Below are 19,753 nucleotides of genomic sequence, written 5' to 3' on the forward strand. Positions count from 1 at the left end.
CTTTCACAGAAACGAAAACCCCAACCCATGAACAAGCGCCTCATCCTCCGCAGCGCCGCCGCCGTCGCGCTCGCCTTTGCCTTCGGTGCCGGTCCCGCGCTGGCCCAGGCCTGGCCCACCAAGCCGGTGCGCCTGGTCGTGGCCTTCCCGCCCGGCGGCATCGTCGACACCGTCGCGCGCCAGTTGCAGGCGCCGCTGCAGGCGGCACTGGGCCAGCCGGTGATCGTGGACAACCGCGGTGGTGCCGGCGGCACCGTGGCCGCGGGCGAGGTCGCGCGATCGGCGCCGGACGGCCACACGCTGCTGATGGTGTTCGACAGCTATGCCACCTATCCGCTGGTCTATCCCAAGCTGAGCTTCGACATCGCCAAGGACCTGCTGCCGGTGACGCAGATCGCCAGCAACCCGCTGGTGCTGGTGGTCAACCCGCAGGTGCAGGCGCAGGACTTCAAGAGCTTCGTCGCGCTGCTCAAGGCCAACCCCGGCAAGTACAACTACGCCAGCGTGGGACCGGGCTCCAGCAACCACCTGACGGCCGAGCTGTTCAAGGCGACCACCGGCACCTTCGTCACGCACATTCCCTACCGCGGCGGCGGGCCGGCGCAGCAGGACCTGCTGGGCGGGCAGGTGCAGATGATGTTCCTCTCGGCGGTGCTGGCGCAGCCGCACGTGCAGGCCGGCAAGCTGCGTGCGCTGGCGCAGACCGGCGCGCAGCGCGTGAGCGCCTATGCCGCCACGCCCACCGTGGCCGAGAGCGGCTACAAGGACTTCGTCGTCAACTCCTGGGTGGGCCTGCTGGCGCCGGCCGCAACGCCGCGCCCGGTGGTGGACCGGCTGCAAGCGGAGATCCGCCGCATCGTGTCCGAGCCGGCCTTCGCCGCGCGGCTGCAAGGCCAGGGGCTCACCGGCATCGCCGGCACGCCCGAGCAGTTCGCTGCCGTGATCGCGAGCGAGCGCGACAAGTGGGGTCGCCTGGTGAAAGAGCGCAACCTGGACATGGAGTGAAGGCCGCCATGCACGACTTCACCGCACGGATCCTGGCCCAGCGCGTGGTCTTCGGCGCGGGCGCCCTGCGCCACCTCGCCAGGGAGATCGAGGCGCTGGGCGCGCAGCGCGCGCTGGTGCTGTGCACGCCCGAGCAGCGCGGCCAGGCCGAGCGCGTGGCCTCCCTGCTGGGCGAGCGCGCGGCCGGCATCTTCGACCGCGCGGTGATGCACGTGCCCATGGAGACCGCTCGCGAGGCGCGCGAGGTGGCGAACGGTTCGAAGGCCGACTGCGCGGTGGCCATCGGCGGCGGCTCCACCACGGGCCTGGGCAAGGCGATCGCGCTCGACTCCGGCCTGCCCATCATCGCCGTGCCCACCACCTACGCCGGCAGCGAGATGACGCCCATCTACGGCATCACCGAAGCGGGCCTGAAGAAGACCGGCAAGGATGCGCGCGTGCTGCCGCGCAGCGTGATCTACGACCCCGAGCTGTCGCGCAGCCTGCCGGTGGGGCTGAGCGTCACCAGCGGCATCAACGCCATCGCGCATGCAGCCGAGGGCCTCTATGCCGTCGATGCCAATCCCATCATGAGCCTGATGGCCGAGGAGGGCATCGCCGCGCTGGGCCGCGCGCTGCCGGGCATCCGCCGCGATGCGCAGGACATCGAGGCGCGCAGCGATGCGCTCTACGGTGCCTGGCTGTGCGGCAGCGTGCTGGGCAACGTGGGCATGGCGCTGCACCACAAGCTGTGCCACACGCTGGGCGGCAGCTTCAACCTGCCGCACGCCGAGGTGCACACGGTGGTGCTGCCGCATGCGCTGGCCTACAACGCAACCAGCGCGCCGCAGGCCATGCGCCGGATCGAGCGTGCGCTGAGGGCGCCGGAGGGCACGACGGCTGCGCAAGCCGTGTTCAACCTCGCCCGTGACAACGGCGCACCCGTGGCTCTCAAGGACATCGGCATGCAGGCCGCGGACCTCGACCGCGCCTGCGACATCGCGCTGCAGACGCCGTACCCCAATCCCCGGCCACTGGAGCGCGCAGCCATCCGCGCGCTGCTGCAGAACGCCTTCGAAGGCGTGAGACCGGACTGATCGCCAGGCACTTTCCAACCACAACGAGGAGACAACGATGACGCAGATCGATCGCAGACAGTTCACCCAGGCCGCCGCCGCACTGGCCGCCCTCGGCATGGCCCCGCGCGCCTTCGCGGCCGACGTGCTCAAGATCGGCTACGTGTCGCCGCAGACCGGGCCGCTGGCGCCCTTCGGCGAGGCGGACAAGTGGGTCATCGAGCAGATGAAGTCCGCCTTCAAGGACGGCATCACCGTGGGCGGGCGCAAGTACGAAGTGCAGATCGTGCTCAAGGACAGCCAGTCCAACCCCAACCGCGCCGGCGAGGTGGCCAACGACCTGATCCTCAAGGACAAGGTGGCGCTGGTGCTGACGGCAGGAACGCCCGAGACGGCCAACCCGGTGAGCGATGCCTGCGAGCTCAACGAGGTGCCCTGCGTCTCCAGCGTGGTGCCCTGGCAGCCCTGGTTCTTCGGCCGCAAGGGCGACCCGGCCAAGGGCTTCAACTGGACGTACCACATGTTCTGGGGCCTGGAGGACGTCATCGCCAACTTCACCAACGGCTGGAAGCAGGTGCAGACCAACAAGAAGGTGGGCGGCCTGTTCCCCAACGACGGCGACGGCAATGCCTGGGGCGACAAGGAGCTGGGCTTTCCCAAGCCGCTGTCCTCGATGGGCTTCACGCTCACCGACCCGGGCCGCTTCCAGAACGGCACGCAGGACTTCAGCGCGCAGATCGCGGCCTTCAAGCGCGACGGCGTGGAGATCGTCACCGGCGTGGTGATTCCGCCCGACGCCAAGACCTTCCTCACGCAGGCGCGGCAGCAGGGCTTCAGGCCCAAGGTCATCACGCTGGGCAAGGCGCTGCTCTTCCCCGGCGCGATCGAGGCGCTGGGCGACCTGGGCGATGGCCTGACCACGGAGGTGTGGTGGAGCCCCTCGCACCCCTTCACCTCCAGCCTGACGAAGCAAAGCGCCAAGGCACTGGCCGAGTCCTACGAGAGCGGCACGAAGAAGCAGTGGACGCAGCCCATCGGCTTCGCACATGCGCTCTTCGAAGTGGCGGCCGATGCGCTGTCGCGCGCCAAGTCCACCAAGCCGGCCGACGTGCGCGATGCGGTGGTGGCCACTTCCATCAACACCGTGGTGGGCCCGGTGAAGTGGGGCGGGCAGGGCCCTTTCAAGAACGTGAGCAAGACGCCGCTGGTGCTGGGCCAATGGGGCAAGGGCCAGAAGTACAAGTACGAGCTGACCATCGTCAACAACGAGGCGGCGCCCAGCATTCCCGTCGGCGGCAAGATCCGCCTCATCGCGGCGGCCTGAGACATGGCGGCGCTGCTGCGGCTCTCGGGCGTGTGCAAGTCCTACGGGGCGCTCAAGGTCACCGACGGCATCGACCTGTCGGTGACCGAGGGCGAGACCCTGGGCATCCTCGGCCCCAACGGCGCGGGCAAGACCTCGCTGTTCAACCTGATCTCGGGCGACGTGTCGCTGGACGCGGGGCGCATCGAGTACGACGGGCAGGAGGTGTCCAGGCTGGCGCCGCACCAGCGCTGCCGCGCGGGCATCGGCCGCAGCTACCAGGTGCCGCAGCCCTTCGGCGCGATGAGCGTGTTTGAGAACCTGGTCACCGCCGCCTGCTTCGGCGGCAAGCAGCCCGAGCATGAGGCCTGGGACACGGCCTACGAGGTGCTGGTGCAGACCGGCCTTCTCGCGCAGGCCAACAAGCCCGCCGGCAGCCTGCGCCTGCTGGACCGCAAGCGCCTGGAGCTGGCGCGCGCGCTGGCCACGCGGCCGCGCCTTCTGCTGCTCGACGAGATCGCCGGCGGCCTCACCGAGCACGAGGCGCGCGAACTGGTGGAGGAACTCAAGGCCATCAAGGCGCGCGGCGTGACCATGATCTGGATCGAGCACGTGGTGCATGCGCTGCTGGCGCTGGCGGACCGGCTCTTCGTCATCAATTTCGGCACGCGGCTGGCGGAGGGTGCGCCGCAGGCGGTGATGAACGACCCCGAGGTTCGCCGCGTCTACATGGGGATGGAAGCATGAACGATGTGCTGCTCCAGGTGCGCGGCCTCGAAGCCTTCTATGGCGATGCGCAGGCCCTCTTCGGCATGGACTTCGAGCTCGCCAAGGGCGAGCTGGTCGCGGTGATCGGCGCGAACGGCGCGGGCAAGTCCACGCTGCTCAAGAGCCTCACCGGCCTGGTGCGCGTGCCGCGCGAAGCGGTGCGCTGGAAGGGCGAGCCCATCGGCGGCCTTGCGCCCGGCGAGATCGTGCGCAAGGGCCTGGCGATGGTGCCGGAGGGCCGGCGCCTTTTCCCCAGCCTCAGCGTGGAAGAGAATCTGCTGGCCGGCAGCCTCGCGCGACGCGCCGGTCCGTGGAACCTCTCGCGCCTCTACCGCATGTTCCCGATCCTGCAGGAGAAGCGCCACCAGCCCGGCACCTCGCTTTCCGGCGGGCAGCAGCAGATGGTGGCGCTGGGCCGCGCGCTCATGAGCAACCCCGAGGCGCTGCTGTGCGACGAACTCTCGCTGGGCCTGGCGCCCATCGTGATCCGCGAGATCTACGAGGCCATGCCGCAGATCACCGCCGAGGGCATGTCGGTGGTGATCGTGGAGCAGGACGTGTCGCTGGCGCAGCGCGTGTCGCGGCGCCTGTACTGCCTGCAGGAAGGGCGCGTGTCGCTGCAGGGCGAGTGCAGCACGCTGTCGCGCGAGCAGATCTCGCGCGCCTACTTCGGCATGGAGTGAACGGGCGATGTTCGAGACCCTTCTTCAAGGCGTGCTGCTCGGCGGCCTGTACACCCTCTTCGCCCTCGGGCAGTCGCTGATGTTCGGCGTCATGCGGCTGACCAACACCGCGCAGGGCGACTTCATCGTGCTCGCGGCCTTCGGGGTGATCGCGGCGCAGGCGGGCGTGGGCGGCTCGGCCTGGCTGGCCGTGCTGGTGGTGCTGCCGCTGGCCTTCGCGGGCGGCTATGCGCTGCAGCGCTTCGTGCTCAACGGCACGCTGGGCAAGGACCCGCTGCCTTCGCTGGTGGTGACCTTCGGCCTGGCGGTGGTGATCCAGAACCTGCTGCTGCAGCTCTTCTCGGCCGACCCGCGCTCCATCGAGACCGGCGGCTTCAACATCCAGGGGCTGCAGTTGGGCGAGAGCCTGTCGGTGGGCGCGCTGCCGCTCGCGATCCTGGGCGTGGCGCTGGCAGCCACCGCCGCGCTGCAATGGCTCTTCGGTGCGACCTCGCTGGGCCGGGCCTTCCGCGCGGTGTCGGACGATGCGGAGATCGCCGGCCTCATGGGCCTGGATGCCCGCAAGCTCTACGCGCTGGCCACCGCCATCGCCTTCGTGCTGATCGCCATCGCCGGTGCGCTGCAGGGCATGCGGACCACGGTGGCACCGTCCGACGGGCCGCTGCTGCTGCTCTTCGCCTTCGAGGCCGTGATCATCGGCGGCATGGGCTCCTTCTGGGGCACGCTGGCCGGCGCGATGATCCTGAGCATCACCCAGCAGATCGGCTTCCGGCTGGACCCGGGCTGGGGCATCTGGTTCGGCCACATCGTGTTCCTCGCCGTGCTGGTGCTGCGGCCGCAGGGGCTGTTCCCCAAGACCCGTTGAAGGCCGACCCCATGATGGTTCCCGACTATTCGGTGCAGCGCGCCACCCCCATGAGCCACGCCGCCGGCGCGGTGGGCGCGCTGCTGGTGCTGCTGGCGGCCAGCCTGCCCTTCTGGGGCGAGTCGAGCTGGATGCGCGAGTTCGTGGAGATCGGCTGCTACTTCATTTTCGCGATGATGTGGAACCTGCTGGCCGGCTACGGCGGCATGGTCAGCATCGGGCAGCAGGCCTTCTTCGGCTTCGGCGGCTACGTGATGCTGATGCTGGGCAACTTCGCCGGCATCAATCCCTTCGTGGCGGTGGTGCTGGGTGCGCTGGCCGCGGGGCTCATCGCGGTGCCGGTGTCCTTCGTGGCCTTCAGGCTCTCGGGCGGCTACTTCGCCATCGGCACCTGGGTCATCGCCGAGGTGTTCCGCCTGTCCTTCGCCAACGTGTCGGCGGTGGGCGGCGGCTCGGGCACCACGCTCACCGCGCTGCGCGGCATCGAGCGGGCCACGCGCGAGAGCGTCACATACTGGATGGCGCTGGGCTGCGTGGTGGCGGCCATCGCGCTGGTCTACCTGTTCCTGCGCGGCAAGCGCGGGCTGGCGCTGCTGGCCATCCGCGACAACGAGGTCGCGGCCGAGTCGCAGGGCATCGCGGTGCGGCAGACCAAGCTGGCCGTGTACGTGGTGGCGGCCTTCGGCGCGGGACTGGCCGGTGCGCTCTATTTCGTGGGCAATCTGCGCATCAGCCCCGACGCGGCCTTCAGCGTCAACTGGAGCGCCTTCGCCATCTTCATGGTGGTGATCGGCGGCATTGGCCGCATCGAGGGGCCCATCGTTGGCGCGCTGGTCTTCTGGGCGCTCAACAAGTTCTTCAGCGACTACGGCACCTGGTACCTGCTGGGGCTGGGGCTGCTGGCCATCGTGGTCACGCTCTTCTTCCGCCAGGGGCTGTGGGGCTACGCGCAGCAGCGCTGGGGCTGGTCGCTCTTTCCCACGCAGCGCCGGCTGGTGCTGCGGCCCGATGCCGCCATGGCGCGGCGCCCGCTGCCGGCTGCGCAGCATCCCGACCTCACACTGCACCCCTCCCATGCGAAACATCAATGAACACACCATCACCGAAGCCGTGCTGCGCGGCATGGCCGGCTGCGAAAGCGAACGCCTGAAAGAGGTGATGAGCGCCCTGGTGCGCCACCTGCACGACTTCGCCCGCGAAGTGAAACTGAGCGAGGCCGAATGGGAAGCGGGCATCCGCTTCCTCACCGCCACGGGGCAGAAGTGCGACGACAAGCGCCAGGAGTTCATCCTGCTGTCGGACACGCTGGGCCTGTCGACCCTGGTGGTGGCGCAGAACCATCCGGTGAGCACGCAGGCCACCGAGGCCACGGTGTTCGGCCCCTTCTACGTCGAGGGCGCGCCGCAGCTGCCGCAGGGCGCCGACATCTCGGGCGGCGCGGCGGGCGAGCCGCTCTTCGTGCGCGCCACGGTGCACGGCCCGAAGGGCGAGGCAGTGGCCGACGCCACGGTCAACGTCTGGCAGGCCGATTCGGAGGGGCTGTACGACGTGCAGCGCAGCGCCCTCGAATCGGCGCAGGGGCGCGCGCTGTTCCGCACCGACGCGCAAGGGCGGCTGGACTTCCGCAGCAAGCTGCCCGTGCCCTATCCCATTCCCACCGATGGCCCCGTGGGCGGCATGTTGAAGGCACTCGAGCGCCACCCATGGCGGCCGGCGCACGTGCATTTCATGATCGAGGCGCCGGACTACCAGACGCTCATCACCCACGTCTTCCGCGACGGCGACACCTACCTGGACAGCGACGCGGTGTACGGCGTGCGCAGCTCGCTGGTCGGCGACTTCCGCGCGCATCCGGCGGGCAGCCAGGCGCCGGACGGCAGCACGGCCGCGCAGGCCTTCTACACGCTGGATTTCGACTTCGTGCTGGAGCGCGCGTCGGGCTAGACGATTCGGGCGATCGCTGGTCGCATTCCTACGCCCATGGGCCTCGCTTGGCGTTAACCTGCACGCCCGAATGATTCCCAGGAGCGGACTTGAGATCAGCACCCGGCACGTGCGAACGTGTGGACGCCTTGCGCCGTCGCCCGGCGTCGCTCCCCGGCTGAGCGGACGATTGCCATGCGATCGCTCCGGGGCCAACTCATCTACTTCTGGATTCTGCTGATCAGCGTCTGCACCGCACTGGCGGTGGTGATGGTCACGCTCTACCGCAGCAGCGCCGGCGCGCAGGTGGCCGAAGGCCGTGCGGTGGCGGAGCAGTCCTGCCGCGCCATCGCCGCCCGGTACGCCAGGTCGGTGCCGGTCGCAGGGCCGGATCGCCCCCAGCTCGACCTGCTGCAGGTGCTGCTGCAACTGGTGCTCATCGAGACCCCGCACGTGGAGGGCGGCATCTGGCAGCGCAACGACGGCATGCTCGCCTATGCCTATCCCACCTACGAGGGCAGCGGCGTCAAGCGCGACGTGCCCTCGGCCGAGCAACCGCTGATCATCGAGCTGGCACAGCAGGCTGCGCGGACCCGGCAGATGCAGACGGACGTGGTGCGCGGCAGCCGCGAAGCGCTGATCGTGTCCGCCTGCCCCCTTGCGGCGTCCGGCAACGACCTCGCTGCCTGGACCATGACGCGCACGCATGCCGGGGCGCTGGCTGCGCAGAACAGCCTGCGCACGGGGCTGGGCGTGCTGATGGCGCTGGTGCTGGCGTCCGGGCTCTGGCTGGGCTGGATTCTCCTGCGCGGCCTGCGCCATGTGCAGCGGCTGGAGCATCGACTCGCCCAGGCGCAGGGCGACGAGGTGCCGGAACTCGATCGAACCGGCGTGCGCGAACTCGATCGCATCGTCGACGGCTTCAACCGATACCGATTGCGCTTCGAGGAGGCGCGCGCGGGCCTGCGCGAAGCGGCGCAGCAGCGCCAGCGCGACCAGCGCCTTGCCGCGCTGGGACGCATGACCAGCGGCATCGCCCATGAGATCCGCAATCCGATCGCGGCCATGCGCCTGAAGGCCGAGAACGCGCTGGCCGCGCCGCCCGAGCGCCAGGGCGATGCGCTGCATGCGATCGTCGGCCAGATCGACCGTCTCGAAGGCCTGGTGCGAAGCCTCCTCGCCCTGGTGCAGCCCGTGACCCTGGCACCGCAGGCCGTCGACCTGGCGGCATGGCTGGCCGAGCGCGTGGCCGGCGCGGCGGGCGCGGCCGCGGGCAAGGGCGTGGCGATGGACGTCCGCCACGCCGAGCCGGTGCAGGCCGGCTTCGACCCCGTGCACCTGGCGCGGGCCGTCGACAACCTGCTGGCCAATGCCGTGCTGCATGCGCCGCGCGGCGGGCGCGTCGTGCTCGAGGCTGTGCGCGACGGCGGCGGCGCCCTGCTCATCCGCGTCGACGACAACGGACCCGGCGTGCCGGAGGCGCTCGTGCCCCAGCTGTTCGAGCCGTTTGCGACCGGCCGGGCCGACGGCACGGGGCTCGGCCTGGCGCTGGCGCGCGAAGTGGCGCTGGCCCATGGGGGAGAGCTGCGCTACGTTCCCCTGCACCCGGGCGCACGATTCGAACTGGAGATTCCGTGGCGAAGCTATTGATCGTGGACGACGACACCGCGTTTCGCGAGACGCTGGCCGAGACGCTGCAAAGCCTTGGGCACGACACCGTCGAGGCCGCCGATGGCGAGCGCGCGCTGGACGCCATGCAGCGCACGCGCTTCGACGCCGTGTTCCTCGACCACCGCATGCCCGGCATGGACGGCTTGCAGGCGCTGGCCGCGATGCGCGCACGCCTTGCGCGCCTGCCGCCGGTCATCGTGCTCACCGCCTTCGCAAGCGGGGGCAACACCATCGAGGCCATGCGCCTGGGCGCCTTCGACCACCTGACCAAACCCGTGCGCCGCGACGCCGTGATCGACGTGCTCGCCCGCGCGCTGCACGCCGAGGCCGCTGCGCTGGCGGGCCAGGCAAGTGGCGCCCACGAGGATGGCGAGCTGATCGGCCCGAGCGATGCCATGCGCGAAGTGCACAAGCGCATCGGCCTGGTCGCCGCGAGTTCGGCGCCCGTGCTGGTGCTGGGCGAGACGGGCACGGGCAAGGAGATGGTCGCGCGCGCCCTGCATCGCCACTCGGCCCGGGCGGATGCGCCCTTCATCGCCATCAACTGCGCTGCGATTCCCAAGGAGCTGCTCGAGAGCGAGTTGTTCGGCCACGTGCGCGGTGCCTTCACCGGTGCGACGGCCGACCGGCCCGGCTGCTTTCGCGCGGCCGACGGTGGCGTGCTGCTGCTCGACGAGATCGGCGACATGGCGCCGAACGTGCAGTCCAAGATCCTGCGCGCGCTGCAGGAGGGCGAGGTCACGCCCTTGGGCGGCCACAGGACGGTGAAGGTCGACGTGCGCCTGGTCGCGGCCACGCACCGCGACCTTGCGGCCGCGGTTCGCGAGGGCAGCTTCCGGGAAGACCTGTTCTACAGGTTGAACGTGCTTTCGATCCGCGTGCCGCCCTTGCGCGAACGGCTGGCCGACATCATTCCGCTGGCCGAGCATTTCCTGCGCCGCGCCGCTGCGCCCGAAGCGCCCAAGGTGCTGTCCGCTTCCTCGGCCCAGGTGCTGCTGAGCCATGCGTGGCCCGGCAACGTGCGCGAGCTGCGCAACCTCATGGAGCGCTGCCATGCGCTGGTGCGGCATCGGGTGCTCGGTGCGGCCGACTTTGCGGCGGAGCTGGGCGCGGCGGCAGGCGGCGGCGGCACATCGAGCGATGGGGTTCCGGCCGACTGGCTCGATCGCGAGTTGCCCGACGCGATCGAGAAGCTGGAGCGGCTGCTGATCACCCATGCGCTTGCGCAAGCCCAGGGCAACCGGACCGAGGCGGCGCGCAGGCTGGGCATTCATCGCCAGCTGCTCTACCGCAAGATCGAGCAGTACGGCCTCGGCTGAGTTGCCGGGCCCGGTCCGCCTGTCCTGAAAGCGGACGCGCGATCGTCCGGATTGCGGACGACTCGCGCCGCCCGGGTGCCGCAAGTCCTTGTTTTCAAAGGACGCGCTCCTTGGCACGGGCCTTGAGATGAAAGAGCCACACCCTCTCTTTCATCTACTGGAGCTCACCATGCGATCGAATCTCCGCCCCGCGGCCCTGGCCGCTGCCCTCGTGCTGATCGGCGCCGGCGCGCTGGCGCAACAGCCACCCGCCGAACCGCCGCTGGCGCCCCCTTCGCCTCCCGTCGATGCCGTTGGCGCAGCGTCGGTGCTCACCGGCCGCCTGCAGCAGTGGCTGCTCAATCCGAATGGCGAGGTCGACGGCTTCCTCATGGCCGACGGCACACAGGTGGCGTTTCCGCCGCACCTGTCCGCGAATGTCCTGCAGACCCTCAAGCCCGGGGATGCGGTGCGGGTGAGCGGCTGGCGTTCGCCCAACGTGCCGGTGCTGCGCGCGGCGATCCTGACCGCCACGGCGAGCGGCCGCAGCGTGGCGGACCAGCCACCGGCCCTCGGCAGCATGCCGCCGCCACCGCGCGATCCCCGCGCCCTGATGGCCATGAGCGCGAGCGGCCGCGTGGCTCGGCTGCTGTACACGGACAGGGGCGACGCCAATGGCGTCGTGCTCGACAGCGGCACCATCGTGCGCTTCCCGCCGCACGTGGGCGTCTCTGTCGCGCCGACGTTGCAGCCCGGAAGCACCCTGTACGCCAAGGGTTGGGGCAGCCGCACCGAGCAGGGCAGCGCGCTGGAAGCGACCGCGCTCGGCGCTTCCGCAGACGCCATGCGCGAGCTGTTTGCCGGTCCGGGCGCCGAGCCGCCGCCCCCCGTGCCGCGCGGGCCCGGCGGCCCTGGCATGCCGCGTGGGCCCCGCCCCGCGGCGCCGGGCATGGGTGGGCCCTTGCCTGCGCCGCCTGCGTCCTGATCTGTTCCACCCATCACCAAGCACCCCACACTGACGAGAGAAAACATGCAGCACGAAGTCGACGTCTGGTCTGTCGAGGGCCAGTTCCAGCACCTCATCTACAGCCCCAAGGGCGCCATCGAAGGCTTCCTCATCTCGACCGACGGCGTACCCATGCAGTTCGTCACCGATCCTCACGCGCCGGACCTCGTCGAGCAGCTCGGTGCGCTGCGGGAAGGCCAGGCGGTGGTGGTCGAAGGCATCGAAGCGGGTCCGTCGCCCAAGGGCGAGGCAGTCCACTCCCTCTACGCCTTCGAGCGCCTGGCATCGGTCGACGGCAAGGAGCCGAAGGCCTCCCGCGATGCGCATGAAGTCGCCGGCACCGTGGTCCGCTTCAACTACGCAAGGCACGGGGCGCCCAACGGCGTCGTGCTCGACAGCGGCGACTTCGTCCACACCCGGCCCGGCGGCTTCGAGAAGCTGGGCCTGGAGGTGGGCGACAAGCTCGTCGCACAGGGCGACGCCCGTCCGCTCGTGACCGGCACCGGCCGCGTGATCGAAGCGCGCCGCGTCAACGGCCAGCCCATCGACTGAGGAATCGGGCGCTGCCATGGACCGCCGATCCAACTCCCTGCTGGCGCTGACCTGGCTGGCCTTCTTCATGGCCGACGTGCGCGACGGCCTGGGCCCCTTCCTTGCCACCTACCTGCAGGAAAGCCGGGTCCAGCAGGAGCTGATCGGCTACACCATGACCGCAGGCGGCCTGGCGGCGGTGGCAGTGACGCCGCTGGCCGGCGCCTGGGTCGACCGCTCGAAGGCCAAGCGCGCGATGACGGCGGTCGCCGCTCTCGCCATATCGGCGGCCAGCGCCATGGCCTTCACGACCCTGTCGGGGCCATTGCTCGTGGCATCGCAGGTGGTCACGGGTGTTGCCGGTGCGCTGCTGGCAGCGGCGATGGCCGCGCTCACGCTCGGCCTGGCGCGCGAGCAGGGCTTCAAGCACCAGACGGGCCGCAACGAGGCATTCAGCCACGCGGGCAACATGATCTCGGCCATCGGCGCGGGCTGCATCGCCCACCTGTTCGGCGCGCCGTGGATGCTCGCGGTGATGGGCGCCATGACGGCAGGCGCACTGCTCTCGGTGTGGAAGATACGGGCATCGGACATCGACCACGACGCTGCGCGTGGCGACGAGCCGCAGGACGCCGCCCCCGCCGATGCCGATGCGCAAGGCCACGCACCCATCCGCGCGCTCTTCGGCAATCGGCCGCTGCTGCTCTTTGCGCTCGCCTGCGCCTTCTTCCACCTGGGAAACGCGGCGATGCTGCCGCTGCTGAACCAGCGCCTCGCTGCCACCGTGGCCGATTCGGCGCCGCTGCTGTGGACGGGCGTTGCCATCGTCGTGGCGCAACTCACGATGATCCCGGTGGCCGTCTGGGTCGCGGGCAGCAGGCGCTTGGACGTGGCGCACTTCGTCTACGCCGCCATCCTCGTGCTGCCGCTGCGCGGCGCACTGGCCTATGCCTTCACCAGCGAGTGGAACAACATCCCGGTGCAGATCCTGGACGGCTTCGCCGCCGGCATCCTCGGCGTGGCGACACCGCTGCTGGTGCAGCGCTACACGCGCGGGACCGGGCGCTTCAACACTGCATTGGGCCTGGTGATGACGCTGCAGGGCATCGGCGCTGCGGTTAGCAGCGGCCTGGCGAATGCCGTGGTCGGCGCGGAGCAGCACTTCGGTCTTGCGTTCGTGGTGCTGGCGGCTGCCGCGGCGCTGGCATTGCCGGTGTTCTGGCTGGCCCAGCGCAGCGCGGGAGGTGCCTCGGCAGTGGGCCCCGTACCCTTTGCTCCGGCGGCATGAGGCGCAGGAAGCCGTCCGCGTGCGCGGGCGCTCACGCGCTCTGTAGGCGCTCTCCCGCAGACGCAGGACCGCGTCGGCGCGAACATCCCGGCAACCCCCCCGCATCCCATCCCAGGAGAGTCGCATGGCCGCCGCCCCCGCCGCAATCAAGGAGCCCGAACTGCCTTCGCCCATGGAGCTGGCCCGACGCTCCGAATGCCGCTTCCCCGGCGAAACGCCGGCCTACCGCGATGCACGCCTGGCCCTGCTGGCCGAGGAGATCGATCTGCGCCGCCATATCGAGCGCGTGGCCGCGCAGCGGCGCTCGCTGCCGCCGGGCGGCGAGGTGCCGCAGGACTACGTGTTCCAGGGGCCGCAGGGCGCGGTGATGATGTCCGAGCTCTTCGGTGACCACGACTCGCTGATCATCTACAACTGGATGTTCGGCCCGCAGCGCGAGCGGCCCTGCCCCATGTGCACCTCGATGCTGAGCGCGCTGGACGGCGAGATGCAGGACATCCTGCAGCGCACCGCCTTCGTGGTGGTGGCCCGCGCGCCCATCAGCCGCATGATGTCTTTTGCCATCGAGCGTGGCTGGCGCAACCTGCGCCTGCTGTCCAGCGGCGGCAACAGCTACAACCAGGACTACGCCTTCGAGGACCCGGCCGCGGGCGAGGACCAGGCCATGTTCAACGTCTTCAAGCGCGAGGGCAGCGTCATCCGCCACTTCTGGGGCAGCGAGATGGGCCCCGGCACCGCCGACCCCGGCCAGGACCCGCGTGGCGCGCCGGACCCGATGCCGTTGTGGACCATGCTGGACCTGACGCCGCAGGGCCGCGGGCGGGACTGGTATCCCTCGCTGAGCTACCCGCTGCCCGCCGTCACCGGCAAGTAGCCGGTCAGAAAAAAGGCCGCATCGCGCGGCCTTTCAACTTCTTGTCCTCTTCTTCAGCGTTTCCTGAGGGGCGTGGCCTGCGGCTCCAGCGACCAGTTGGCCATGGCCTTGTCGGTCGCCTGGTTGAGCTTGTCGTTGATCTTGCGCGCGGCGAGCTGGGCGGAAAGTTCCAGCTTTTTCATGTCGCGCGCCGTGAGATCGGGGTTGGGCGCGAAGCTGAAGCAGCACAGCGTGCCGTAGACGCGGCCGTCGTTGAGCACGACGGGCGTGCTCAGGTGTGCGCCGATAGGAAAGTCGGTGGGCGGCAGCTCCGGGAAGGCGGGCTCCTGCTTCAGGTCGCGCACCAGGTTCGGCAGGCGGCCGTCGATCACGCGCTGGCAGAAGGATTCTTCCAGCGGCGAGGACTGGCCGACTTCGATCACTCGGGCGGTGGGTGATGTGTCCACCCGGCGGAAGACGCGGCGGCCTTCCGTGAATTCCGAGACGAAAACCACATCCATCTTGAGATGCTCGCGGATCATGCGCAGCACTTCGGGGACGGCGTGGTCGATGAGTTCGTCGCTGGCCTCGGGCGTGGCGACCAGCAGTTCGCTTACGCGAACTTCGAATGCGTCGGGGGTGTAGTCGGGATCGTGGAACTCCATGCCCTGAATTTTAAGAAGCCTTCAGGCTGCCTGCTCAAGAGCGGCACTCGCCGGCCTTCGTCTGTTGCGGGGATGATGCACCGCGGCCGCCCAGCAGGCTGAGCAGCGGGCCGGTCATGGCGGTGGTCACCAGGGCCATCAGCAGCAGCATGGTGAAGAGCTGCGCGCCGATCAGGCCGGCGTCCAGGCCGATCTTCATCACGATCAGTTCCATGAGGCCGCGCGCATTCATCAGCGAGCCGGTGGCCAGGCTGTCGCGCCAGCCATAGCCCGACAGCCGCGCGCCCGCGGCGCCGCCCACGATCTTGCCCACGGTGGCCACGGCGATGATGAGCAGGCCCAGCGCGAAGCTGCCCGGGGCGAAGGCCTCGGCCGTGGTGCTCAGGCCGGCCAGCGCGAAGAAGAGCGGCATCAGCACCACGATGGACAGGGGCTCGATGCGCGGCGCCAGCGAGTCGAGCAGGCGGTCGTCGCGCGGCAGGCAGGCGCCGAAGAGGAAGGCGCCGAAGACCGCATGCAGGCCCACCCACTCGGTGAGCAGTGCGCAGGCCAGCAGGCCCAGCATGAGTGCGGCCATCACGGTGGCCGATGGCTCGCCATCGGGCGCATGGCGCCGCAGCAGCCAGCCGAAGAAGGGCTTGATCACGAAATACAGCAGGGCGAGCATGCCCACGACGCCGCCCGCCGTCTTCGCGAGGCCCATCGTGCCCTCGCCGGCGCCCACCCAGGCCACCACGAAGGCGAGCAGGATCCAGGCGACCACGTCCACCACCGCCGCCGCGCCCATGGCCAGTTGGCCGTAGGCGGTCTGCGTGAGGCCGCGGTCCTTCAGGATGCGCGCCATCACCGGGAAAGCGGTGATGGACAGCGCCGCCGCCATGAAGCCAGCGAAGGGCGAGAAGCCCACGCCGGCAGGCGCCAGGCCCGGATGCAGCAGTGGCGAAATCGCCAGGCCCAGCAACACGGGCACGGCCACGCTCAGCAGGCCGACCGCGCCGGCCGAGCGGATCTGCGCGGCCACGCCGCGGTGCGGACGCAGTTCTAGACCCACGACGAACATGAAGAGCACCAGCCCCACCGTGGCCAGCGACTGCAGCCCCGCCACCGAGGCACTGGAGAAGAGTTGTGCATGCCATTGTGGAAACAGCGCGCCCATGACCATGGGCCCGAGCAGCAGGCCCGCGGCCATCTCGCCCACCACCGCCGGCTGGCCCAGATGACGTAGCAACCAGCCACAAGCGCGCGCGGTGGCAAGGATGACGATGAGCTGGAGCAGGAGAGCGGTGACGGACATGCGCGGACGGCAGATAGGGGAGCCTTCGATGGTAGCGCCCGCCAGTCGCTTGCCCGCCTCGGCCCGCCGGCCTGCGAAGGCGCGCTAGCTTTCTTCCCACTTGGGCCGCGAGGGCAGCACGAAGTCGCCGTCGGCGTCCAGGCCATCGGCATCGATGCCGGCCGAGGCGGTCGTCAGGGCCGCGCCTTGCGCGCGCACGCCATCCATGCGGTGCTGCCGGTCGCGCTCGGCGCGCGCGTGGGCCACGCGCGCCTCGTGCGCACGATGGCGGAGCCAGGCGATGAACATGCTCACAGTCGCGGCCAGCAGGCACAGCGCAGCGTAGGCAGCGCCGAAGAGCGCGGCAGTCACCCAGTTGCCGGCTGGACCGCCATAGAGACGCCACAGGCTGACAGCCAGGGCGAGCAGGGAGATCAGCCACACAGCGCGCAGCGCGGAGGGCCTGGCATGCGCCACGGCGCGCCAGGCAATCACCCCCAGGCCGATGGCGCTGAGCAGCAAAAAGCCCAGGGCACGAACAGGCCCCCACTCGCCGCCACCGTTCAGGGCGAGCTCTCCGGATTCATAGGCGGCAAGCAGGCCGAAGATCAGCCAGCCGAGCAACCAACCCATGTCTGTCTCTTGTTGTTCGTGGGCACGCGTGCATGGTGAAACCGTGCCGCGCGGCCTGTCAACCGTAGTTTTGAGGGGGCGTACGGCGGACTTGTAGGCCGCGTCGCCCCAAGCGCGTCAGACGAAACGCACTGCGAGCGATGGGATGGGCGCGTCGAAATCCGCGCGCCATTGCTGGCCGGGCTCCACCGGCCAGGCATCGGTCCAGGTGCCGGTGGTGACCAGGTCGCCGGGCTTGAGTTCCGGCGCGCCGGGGTTCTGCTGAAGTTCCTCGACGAAGTAGAGCAGCGCATGCAGGGGACCGTCGAGCACGTTGGCGCCCTGGCCCTCGTCCTTGCGCTGATCGCCCTGCATGAGGCGCACGCGGCAGGCGGCCAGCAGCTTGTCGAGCGCCTCGCCGCTGTCGGCCAGGTCGCGCACCGGTGTCTGCCGGCCCACCAGCAGGCGGCCGTGCAGGCCGCTGTCGGCCACCGTCTCGGGCGCGCTGAACTTCCAGGCTTCGCAGTGCGACTGCACGACCTCGAAGCCGGGCGCGAGCCAGTCGATGCACTCGAACAGCCCCTCGAGCGTGGGCGAGCGCGAGGGCGTGGCGCGGATGCCGAACACCACCTCGGGTTCCAGCCGCGGCTGCGACAGCCTGGCCAGGCTCAGCTCGCCTTCGGCGCCGCCGCGGGTGAGGGTGCTGTCCCACACCGTGCCCCAGATAGGCGCGAAGACGCCGTAACGTTCCCAGATCGTGCGGTTGGTGAAGCCGATCTTGAAGCCCACCGGTTTCTCGCCCCGCTTCTCGCGCAGCGCGCGCACTTCCAGCGCGTCGCGGTAGGCCACTTCCAGGTCGGGCCAGTTGGAGGCGTCGCGCGCGTCGGCGGGCCACAGCGTGCCTTCGTCGCCATGCGCAAGAAGGGTCTCGGGCGTGATGGTCATGGCCCCAGTCTAGGCATGCACGCGCGGCTTGACCAGCAGCCGGCGGCCCGCCCCCCATCCGCACGCGGCCATTCCCAGCGAGATCAGCACAAGGAGGATGGAAGAAGACTCGAAGCTGCCTGTCCAGCCGCGCAGCAGGCCGGCCAGCAGCGGTCCGCCCGAGGCCAGGATGTAGCCGCCGCCCTGCGCCATGGCCGAGAGCTGCGCAGTGACGTGCGCATCGGGCGATCGCAGCACGATCAGCGTCAACGCCAGCGCGAAGGCGCCGCCCTGGCCCAGGCCCAGCAGCACGGCCCAGGCCCAGCGGCCAGAGAGTGGCGCGAAGATAAAGGCCAGCATCGCCACGCAGATCACCACCGCCAGGCCGACCGCGAAGGCGCGCTGGTCGCGGCAGCGCGCAGCGATGGACGGCGTGACCAGGCAGGTCAGCAACTGCACGAGGATGGAGACGGCCACCACGTAGCCCGCCTGCGCGCCGTCCAGCCCGCGCTCGCGCAGCATGGGCGCGAGCCAGCCCAGCACGATGTAGGCGAGGGCCGATTGCAGGCCCATGAAGCCGGTCACCTGCCAGGCCAGCTTGTCGTGCCACAGGCTGCCGCCACGCGGCTGCGCATGCGCCGGCAGCGGCCTGGCCGCCAGGGCCTGCGGCGCCCACAGCAGCAGCACCAGCGCGGCGGGCAAGGCCCATGCGGCGAGAGTCAAGGCCCACTGGCCGTGGAACAGGCTGCGCTCCAGCGGCACGGTGAAGGCGGTGGAACTCGATGCGCCGCCGCACACTGCCAGCGTGTACAGGCCGGTCATCATCGCCGCGCGTTGCGGAAAGTCGCGCTTGACCAGGCCGGGCAGCAGCACGTTGCCCACCGCGATGCCGGCGCCCGCCATCGCGGTCGATGCGAAGAGCACGCCCAGGTGCCCCGTGCCGCGCAGCAGCGTGCCCACGCAGATCAGCAGCAGCGCGCCCAGCAGCACGCGCTCGGGCCCGAAGCGCCGCGACAGCGCCGGCGCGGGAATCGCGAACACACCCAGGCACAGCAGCGGCAGTGTGGTGAGCAGGCTGGCGCCAGCGGGGCCCATGCCGGTGTCGCGCATCACCTCGGGCAGCAGCACCGAGATGCTGCCGAACACCGGACGCAGGTTGAAGGCGATGAGGATCAGGCTCACGCCCAGCAGCCACTGGCGTGCGATGGTGGGGGGCGTGGTGCCGGCATGCGCGCCGGCGGCGGTCGGGGTGGGGAGGGAGGACATGGGGGCCGTCGACTCTAGCCGCATCGCAGGGCCATCGCCGCTGCCGGTGCGAATGACCCTGTGCCTTCATGCTGCCGCCACAATGCGTCAATCTTTCTTGACCATGCCGTGACGAGCAGACGATCAAGTCCTCCAGTGCCCGAGGCCGCCGAAAGCAAGGCCGGCCTGCCCATCCTGCCCTTTGCCGATGCGAAGGCGTGGGACCGCTGGCTGGCGCGCCACGGCACGGCGCAGAAGGGCCTGTGGCTCAAGCTGGCGAAGAAGGGCAACGAAGAGCCCGGCGTGACGCACGCGCAAGCCATCGAGACGGCGCTTTGCCATGGCTGGGTCGACGGCCAGATCCAGCGCTACGACGCGCAGTGGTGGCTGGTTCGCTTCACGCCGCGGCAGCCGCGCAGCAAGTGGTCGAAGAACAACTGCCGCACCGCCTCGCGGTTGATCGAGGAGGGCCGCATGCAGCCTGCCGGCCTGGCGCAGGTGCAGGGCGCGCAGGCCGACGGCCGCTGGGACGCGGCCTATGCCGCGCAGAGCGAAGCGGTCGTGCCGCCCGACCTGCAGGCGGCACTGGACGCGGATGCGAAGGCCGCGGCCTTCTTCGAGCAGTTGGACGGCGCGAACCGCTTCGCCATCCTCTACCGGGTGCACGAGCCCAGGCTGGCGGCCACGCGGGCGCGCCGCATCGGGCAACTCGTGGCCATGCTCGCGCGCGGCGAGACCATCCATCCGCTGGCAAAGAAGCGCTCTCGCGTGACTGACTGACCGCT

Annotated in this window: 20 protein-coding genes; 15 read left to right on the plus strand and 5 right to left on the minus strand. The window is 70.2% G+C overall.

The window, feature by feature from the left end:
* Window positions 1-27: 27 nt before the first annotated feature.
* From BM345_RS15670 to BM345_RS15735, 14 genes are all read left to right on the plus strand, one after another.
* Window positions 28-1,005, plus strand: a complete 978-nt coding sequence (locus BM345_RS15670; RefSeq protein WP_093380926.1) for a tripartite tricarboxylate transporter substrate binding protein — start codon at window positions 28-30, stop codon at window positions 1,003-1,005.
* Window positions 1,006-1,013: 8 nt separating this feature from the next.
* Window positions 1,014-2,081, plus strand: a complete 1,068-nt coding sequence (locus BM345_RS15675) for a maleylacetate reductase (RefSeq protein ID WP_093381163.1) — start codon at window positions 1,014-1,016, stop codon at window positions 2,079-2,081.
* A gap of 37 nt (window positions 2,082-2,118) precedes the next feature.
* Complete coding sequence (locus BM345_RS15680; RefSeq protein ID WP_093380928.1) at window positions 2,119-3,384, plus strand: ABC transporter substrate-binding protein; 1,266 nt, start codon at window positions 2,119-2,121, stop codon at window positions 3,382-3,384.
* Between the two features lie 3 nt (window positions 3,385-3,387).
* Complete coding sequence (locus tag BM345_RS15685) at window positions 3,388-4,110, plus strand: ABC transporter ATP-binding protein (protein ID WP_093380929.1); 723 nt, start codon at window positions 3,388-3,390, stop codon at window positions 4,108-4,110.
* Entirely contained in the window at window positions 4,107-4,814 is a 708-nt protein-coding gene (locus tag BM345_RS15690; RefSeq protein WP_093380931.1) for an ABC transporter ATP-binding protein, read from the plus strand. Before BM345_RS15685 ends, BM345_RS15690 begins: the two co-directional genes overlap by 4 nt.
* 7 nt (window positions 4,815-4,821) lie before the next feature.
* Window positions 4,822-5,679: a branched-chain amino acid ABC transporter permease gene (locus tag BM345_RS15695; protein WP_093380932.1), complete on the plus strand. Its 858-nt coding sequence runs from the start codon at window positions 4,822-4,824 to the stop codon at window positions 5,677-5,679.
* A gap of 11 nt (window positions 5,680-5,690) precedes the next feature.
* Window positions 5,691-6,770: a branched-chain amino acid ABC transporter permease gene (locus BM345_RS15700; RefSeq protein ID WP_093380934.1), complete on the plus strand. Its 1,080-nt coding sequence runs from the start codon at window positions 5,691-5,693 to the stop codon at window positions 6,768-6,770.
* A complete protein-coding gene (locus BM345_RS15705; protein ID WP_093380935.1) occupies window positions 6,754-7,623 on the plus strand; it encodes an intradiol ring-cleavage dioxygenase in 870 nt (289 codons plus the stop codon). Before BM345_RS15700 ends, BM345_RS15705 begins: the two co-directional genes overlap by 17 nt.
* A gap of 174 nt (window positions 7,624-7,797) precedes the next feature.
* Window positions 7,798-9,252: a sensor histidine kinase gene (locus tag BM345_RS15710; protein WP_093380937.1), complete on the plus strand. Its 1,455-nt coding sequence runs from the start codon at window positions 7,798-7,800 to the stop codon at window positions 9,250-9,252.
* Window positions 9,237-10,592: a sigma-54-dependent transcriptional regulator gene (locus BM345_RS15715; protein ID WP_093380938.1), complete on the plus strand. Its 1,356-nt coding sequence runs from the start codon at window positions 9,237-9,239 to the stop codon at window positions 10,590-10,592. The genes BM345_RS15710 and BM345_RS15715 overlap by 16 nt, the downstream gene beginning before the upstream one ends.
* Window positions 10,593-10,761: 169 nt before the next feature.
* On the plus strand, window positions 10,762-11,556 hold the full coding sequence (locus BM345_RS15720) for a hypothetical protein (protein ID WP_093380940.1): 795 nt from the start codon (window positions 10,762-10,764) through the stop codon (window positions 11,554-11,556).
* A 45-nt stretch (window positions 11,557-11,601) separates the two neighbouring features.
* Complete coding sequence (locus BM345_RS15725) at window positions 11,602-12,129, plus strand: hypothetical protein (protein WP_093380941.1); 528 nt, start codon at window positions 11,602-11,604, stop codon at window positions 12,127-12,129.
* A gap of 16 nt (window positions 12,130-12,145) precedes the next feature.
* Complete coding sequence (locus BM345_RS15730; protein ID WP_093380943.1) at window positions 12,146-13,396, plus strand: MFS transporter; 1,251 nt, start codon at window positions 12,146-12,148, stop codon at window positions 13,394-13,396.
* A 172-nt stretch (window positions 13,397-13,568) separates the two neighbouring features.
* On the plus strand, window positions 13,569-14,270 hold the full coding sequence (locus BM345_RS15735; RefSeq protein ID WP_093381164.1) for a DUF899 family protein: 702 nt from the start codon (window positions 13,569-13,571) through the stop codon (window positions 14,268-14,270).
* A gap of 53 nt (window positions 14,271-14,323) precedes the next feature.
* Here BM345_RS15735 and BM345_RS15740 read toward each other — a convergent pair whose 3' ends face one another.
* From BM345_RS15740 to BM345_RS15760, 5 genes are all read right to left on the minus strand, one after another.
* Complete coding sequence (locus BM345_RS15740) at window positions 14,324-14,914, minus strand: GAF domain-containing protein (RefSeq protein WP_093380944.1); 591 nt, start codon at window positions 14,912-14,914, stop codon at window positions 14,324-14,326.
* A gap of 34 nt (window positions 14,915-14,948) precedes the next feature.
* On the minus strand, window positions 14,949-16,208 hold the full coding sequence (locus BM345_RS15745; protein WP_093380946.1) for a cation:proton antiporter: 1,260 nt from the start codon (window positions 16,206-16,208) through the stop codon (window positions 14,949-14,951).
* An 84-nt stretch (window positions 16,209-16,292) separates the two neighbouring features.
* Entirely contained in the window at window positions 16,293-16,820 is a 528-nt protein-coding gene (locus tag BM345_RS15750; protein ID WP_093380947.1) for a hypothetical protein, read from the minus strand.
* Between the two features lie 117 nt (window positions 16,821-16,937).
* Window positions 16,938-17,744: a 2-keto-4-pentenoate hydratase gene (locus tag BM345_RS15755; RefSeq protein ID WP_254789754.1), complete on the minus strand. Its 807-nt coding sequence runs from the start codon at window positions 17,742-17,744 to the stop codon at window positions 16,938-16,940.
* 9 nt (window positions 17,745-17,753) lie between these two features.
* Window positions 17,754-18,989, minus strand: a complete 1,236-nt coding sequence (locus BM345_RS15760; protein WP_254789755.1) for a CynX/NimT family MFS transporter — start codon at window positions 18,987-18,989, stop codon at window positions 17,754-17,756.
* Window positions 18,990-19,124: 135 nt separating this feature from the next.
* On the opposite strand from BM345_RS15760, the gene BM345_RS15765 reads away from it, so the two are divergent.
* Entirely contained in the window at window positions 19,125-19,748 is a 624-nt protein-coding gene (locus BM345_RS15765) for a YdeI/OmpD-associated family protein (RefSeq protein ID WP_093380951.1), read from the plus strand.
* Window positions 19,749-19,753: the final 5 nt, after the last annotated feature.

It is taken from the genome of Variovorax sp. OV329, assembly GCF_900114785.1.
Taxonomy (GTDB): domain Bacteria; phylum Pseudomonadota; class Gammaproteobacteria; order Burkholderiales; family Burkholderiaceae_C; genus Variovorax.

What these genes read in the sequence shown, in the direction of transcription:
- BM345_RS15725 (WP_093380941.1), top strand. Translation starts at nt 11,602, where the DNA reads ATGCAGCACGAAGTCGACGTCTGGTCTGTCGAGGGCCAGTTCCAGCAC.
- BM345_RS15730 (WP_093380943.1), top strand. Translation starts at nt 12,146, where the DNA reads ATGGACCGCCGATCCAACTCCCTGCTGGCGCTGACCTGGCTGGCCTTC.
- BM345_RS15755 (WP_254789754.1), bottom strand. Translation starts at nt 17,744, where the DNA reads ATGACCATCACGCCCGAGACCCTTCTTGCGCATGGCGACGAAGGCACG.
- BM345_RS15695 (WP_093380932.1), top strand. Translation starts at nt 4,822, where the DNA reads ATGTTCGAGACCCTTCTTCAAGGCGTGCTGCTCGGCGGCCTGTACACC.
- BM345_RS15710 (WP_093380937.1), top strand. Translation starts at nt 7,798, where the DNA reads ATGCGATCGCTCCGGGGCCAACTCATCTACTTCTGGATTCTGCTGATC.
- BM345_RS15705 (WP_093380935.1), top strand. Translation starts at nt 6,754, where the DNA reads ATGCGAAACATCAATGAACACACCATCACCGAAGCCGTGCTGCGCGGC.
- BM345_RS15675 (WP_093381163.1), top strand. Translation starts at nt 1,014, where the DNA reads ATGCACGACTTCACCGCACGGATCCTGGCCCAGCGCGTGGTCTTCGGC.
- BM345_RS15745 (WP_093380946.1), bottom strand. Translation starts at nt 16,208, where the DNA reads ATGTCCGTCACCGCTCTCCTGCTCCAGCTCATCGTCATCCTTGCCACC.
- BM345_RS15750 (WP_093380947.1), bottom strand. Translation starts at nt 16,820, where the DNA reads ATGGGTTGGTTGCTCGGCTGGCTGATCTTCGGCCTGCTTGCCGCCTAT.
- BM345_RS15760 (WP_254789755.1), bottom strand. Translation starts at nt 18,989, where the DNA reads ATGTCCTCCCTCCCCACCCCGACCGCCGCCGGCGCGCATGCCGGCACC.
- BM345_RS15690 (WP_093380931.1), top strand. Translation starts at nt 4,107, where the DNA reads ATGAACGATGTGCTGCTCCAGGTGCGCGGCCTCGAAGCCTTCTATGGC.
- BM345_RS15670 (WP_093380926.1), top strand. Translation starts at nt 28, where the DNA reads ATGAACAAGCGCCTCATCCTCCGCAGCGCCGCCGCCGTCGCGCTCGCC.
- BM345_RS15720 (WP_093380940.1), top strand. Translation starts at nt 10,762, where the DNA reads ATGCGATCGAATCTCCGCCCCGCGGCCCTGGCCGCTGCCCTCGTGCTG.
- BM345_RS15740 (WP_093380944.1), bottom strand. Translation starts at nt 14,914, where the DNA reads ATGGAGTTCCACGATCCCGACTACACCCCCGACGCATTCGAAGTTCGC.
- BM345_RS15735 (WP_093381164.1), top strand. Translation starts at nt 13,569, where the DNA reads ATGGAGCTGGCCCGACGCTCCGAATGCCGCTTCCCCGGCGAAACGCCG.
- BM345_RS15700 (WP_093380934.1), top strand. Translation starts at nt 5,691, where the DNA reads ATGATGGTTCCCGACTATTCGGTGCAGCGCGCCACCCCCATGAGCCAC.
- BM345_RS15685 (WP_093380929.1), top strand. Translation starts at nt 3,388, where the DNA reads ATGGCGGCGCTGCTGCGGCTCTCGGGCGTGTGCAAGTCCTACGGGGCG.
- BM345_RS15680 (WP_093380928.1), top strand. Translation starts at nt 2,119, where the DNA reads ATGACGCAGATCGATCGCAGACAGTTCACCCAGGCCGCCGCCGCACTG.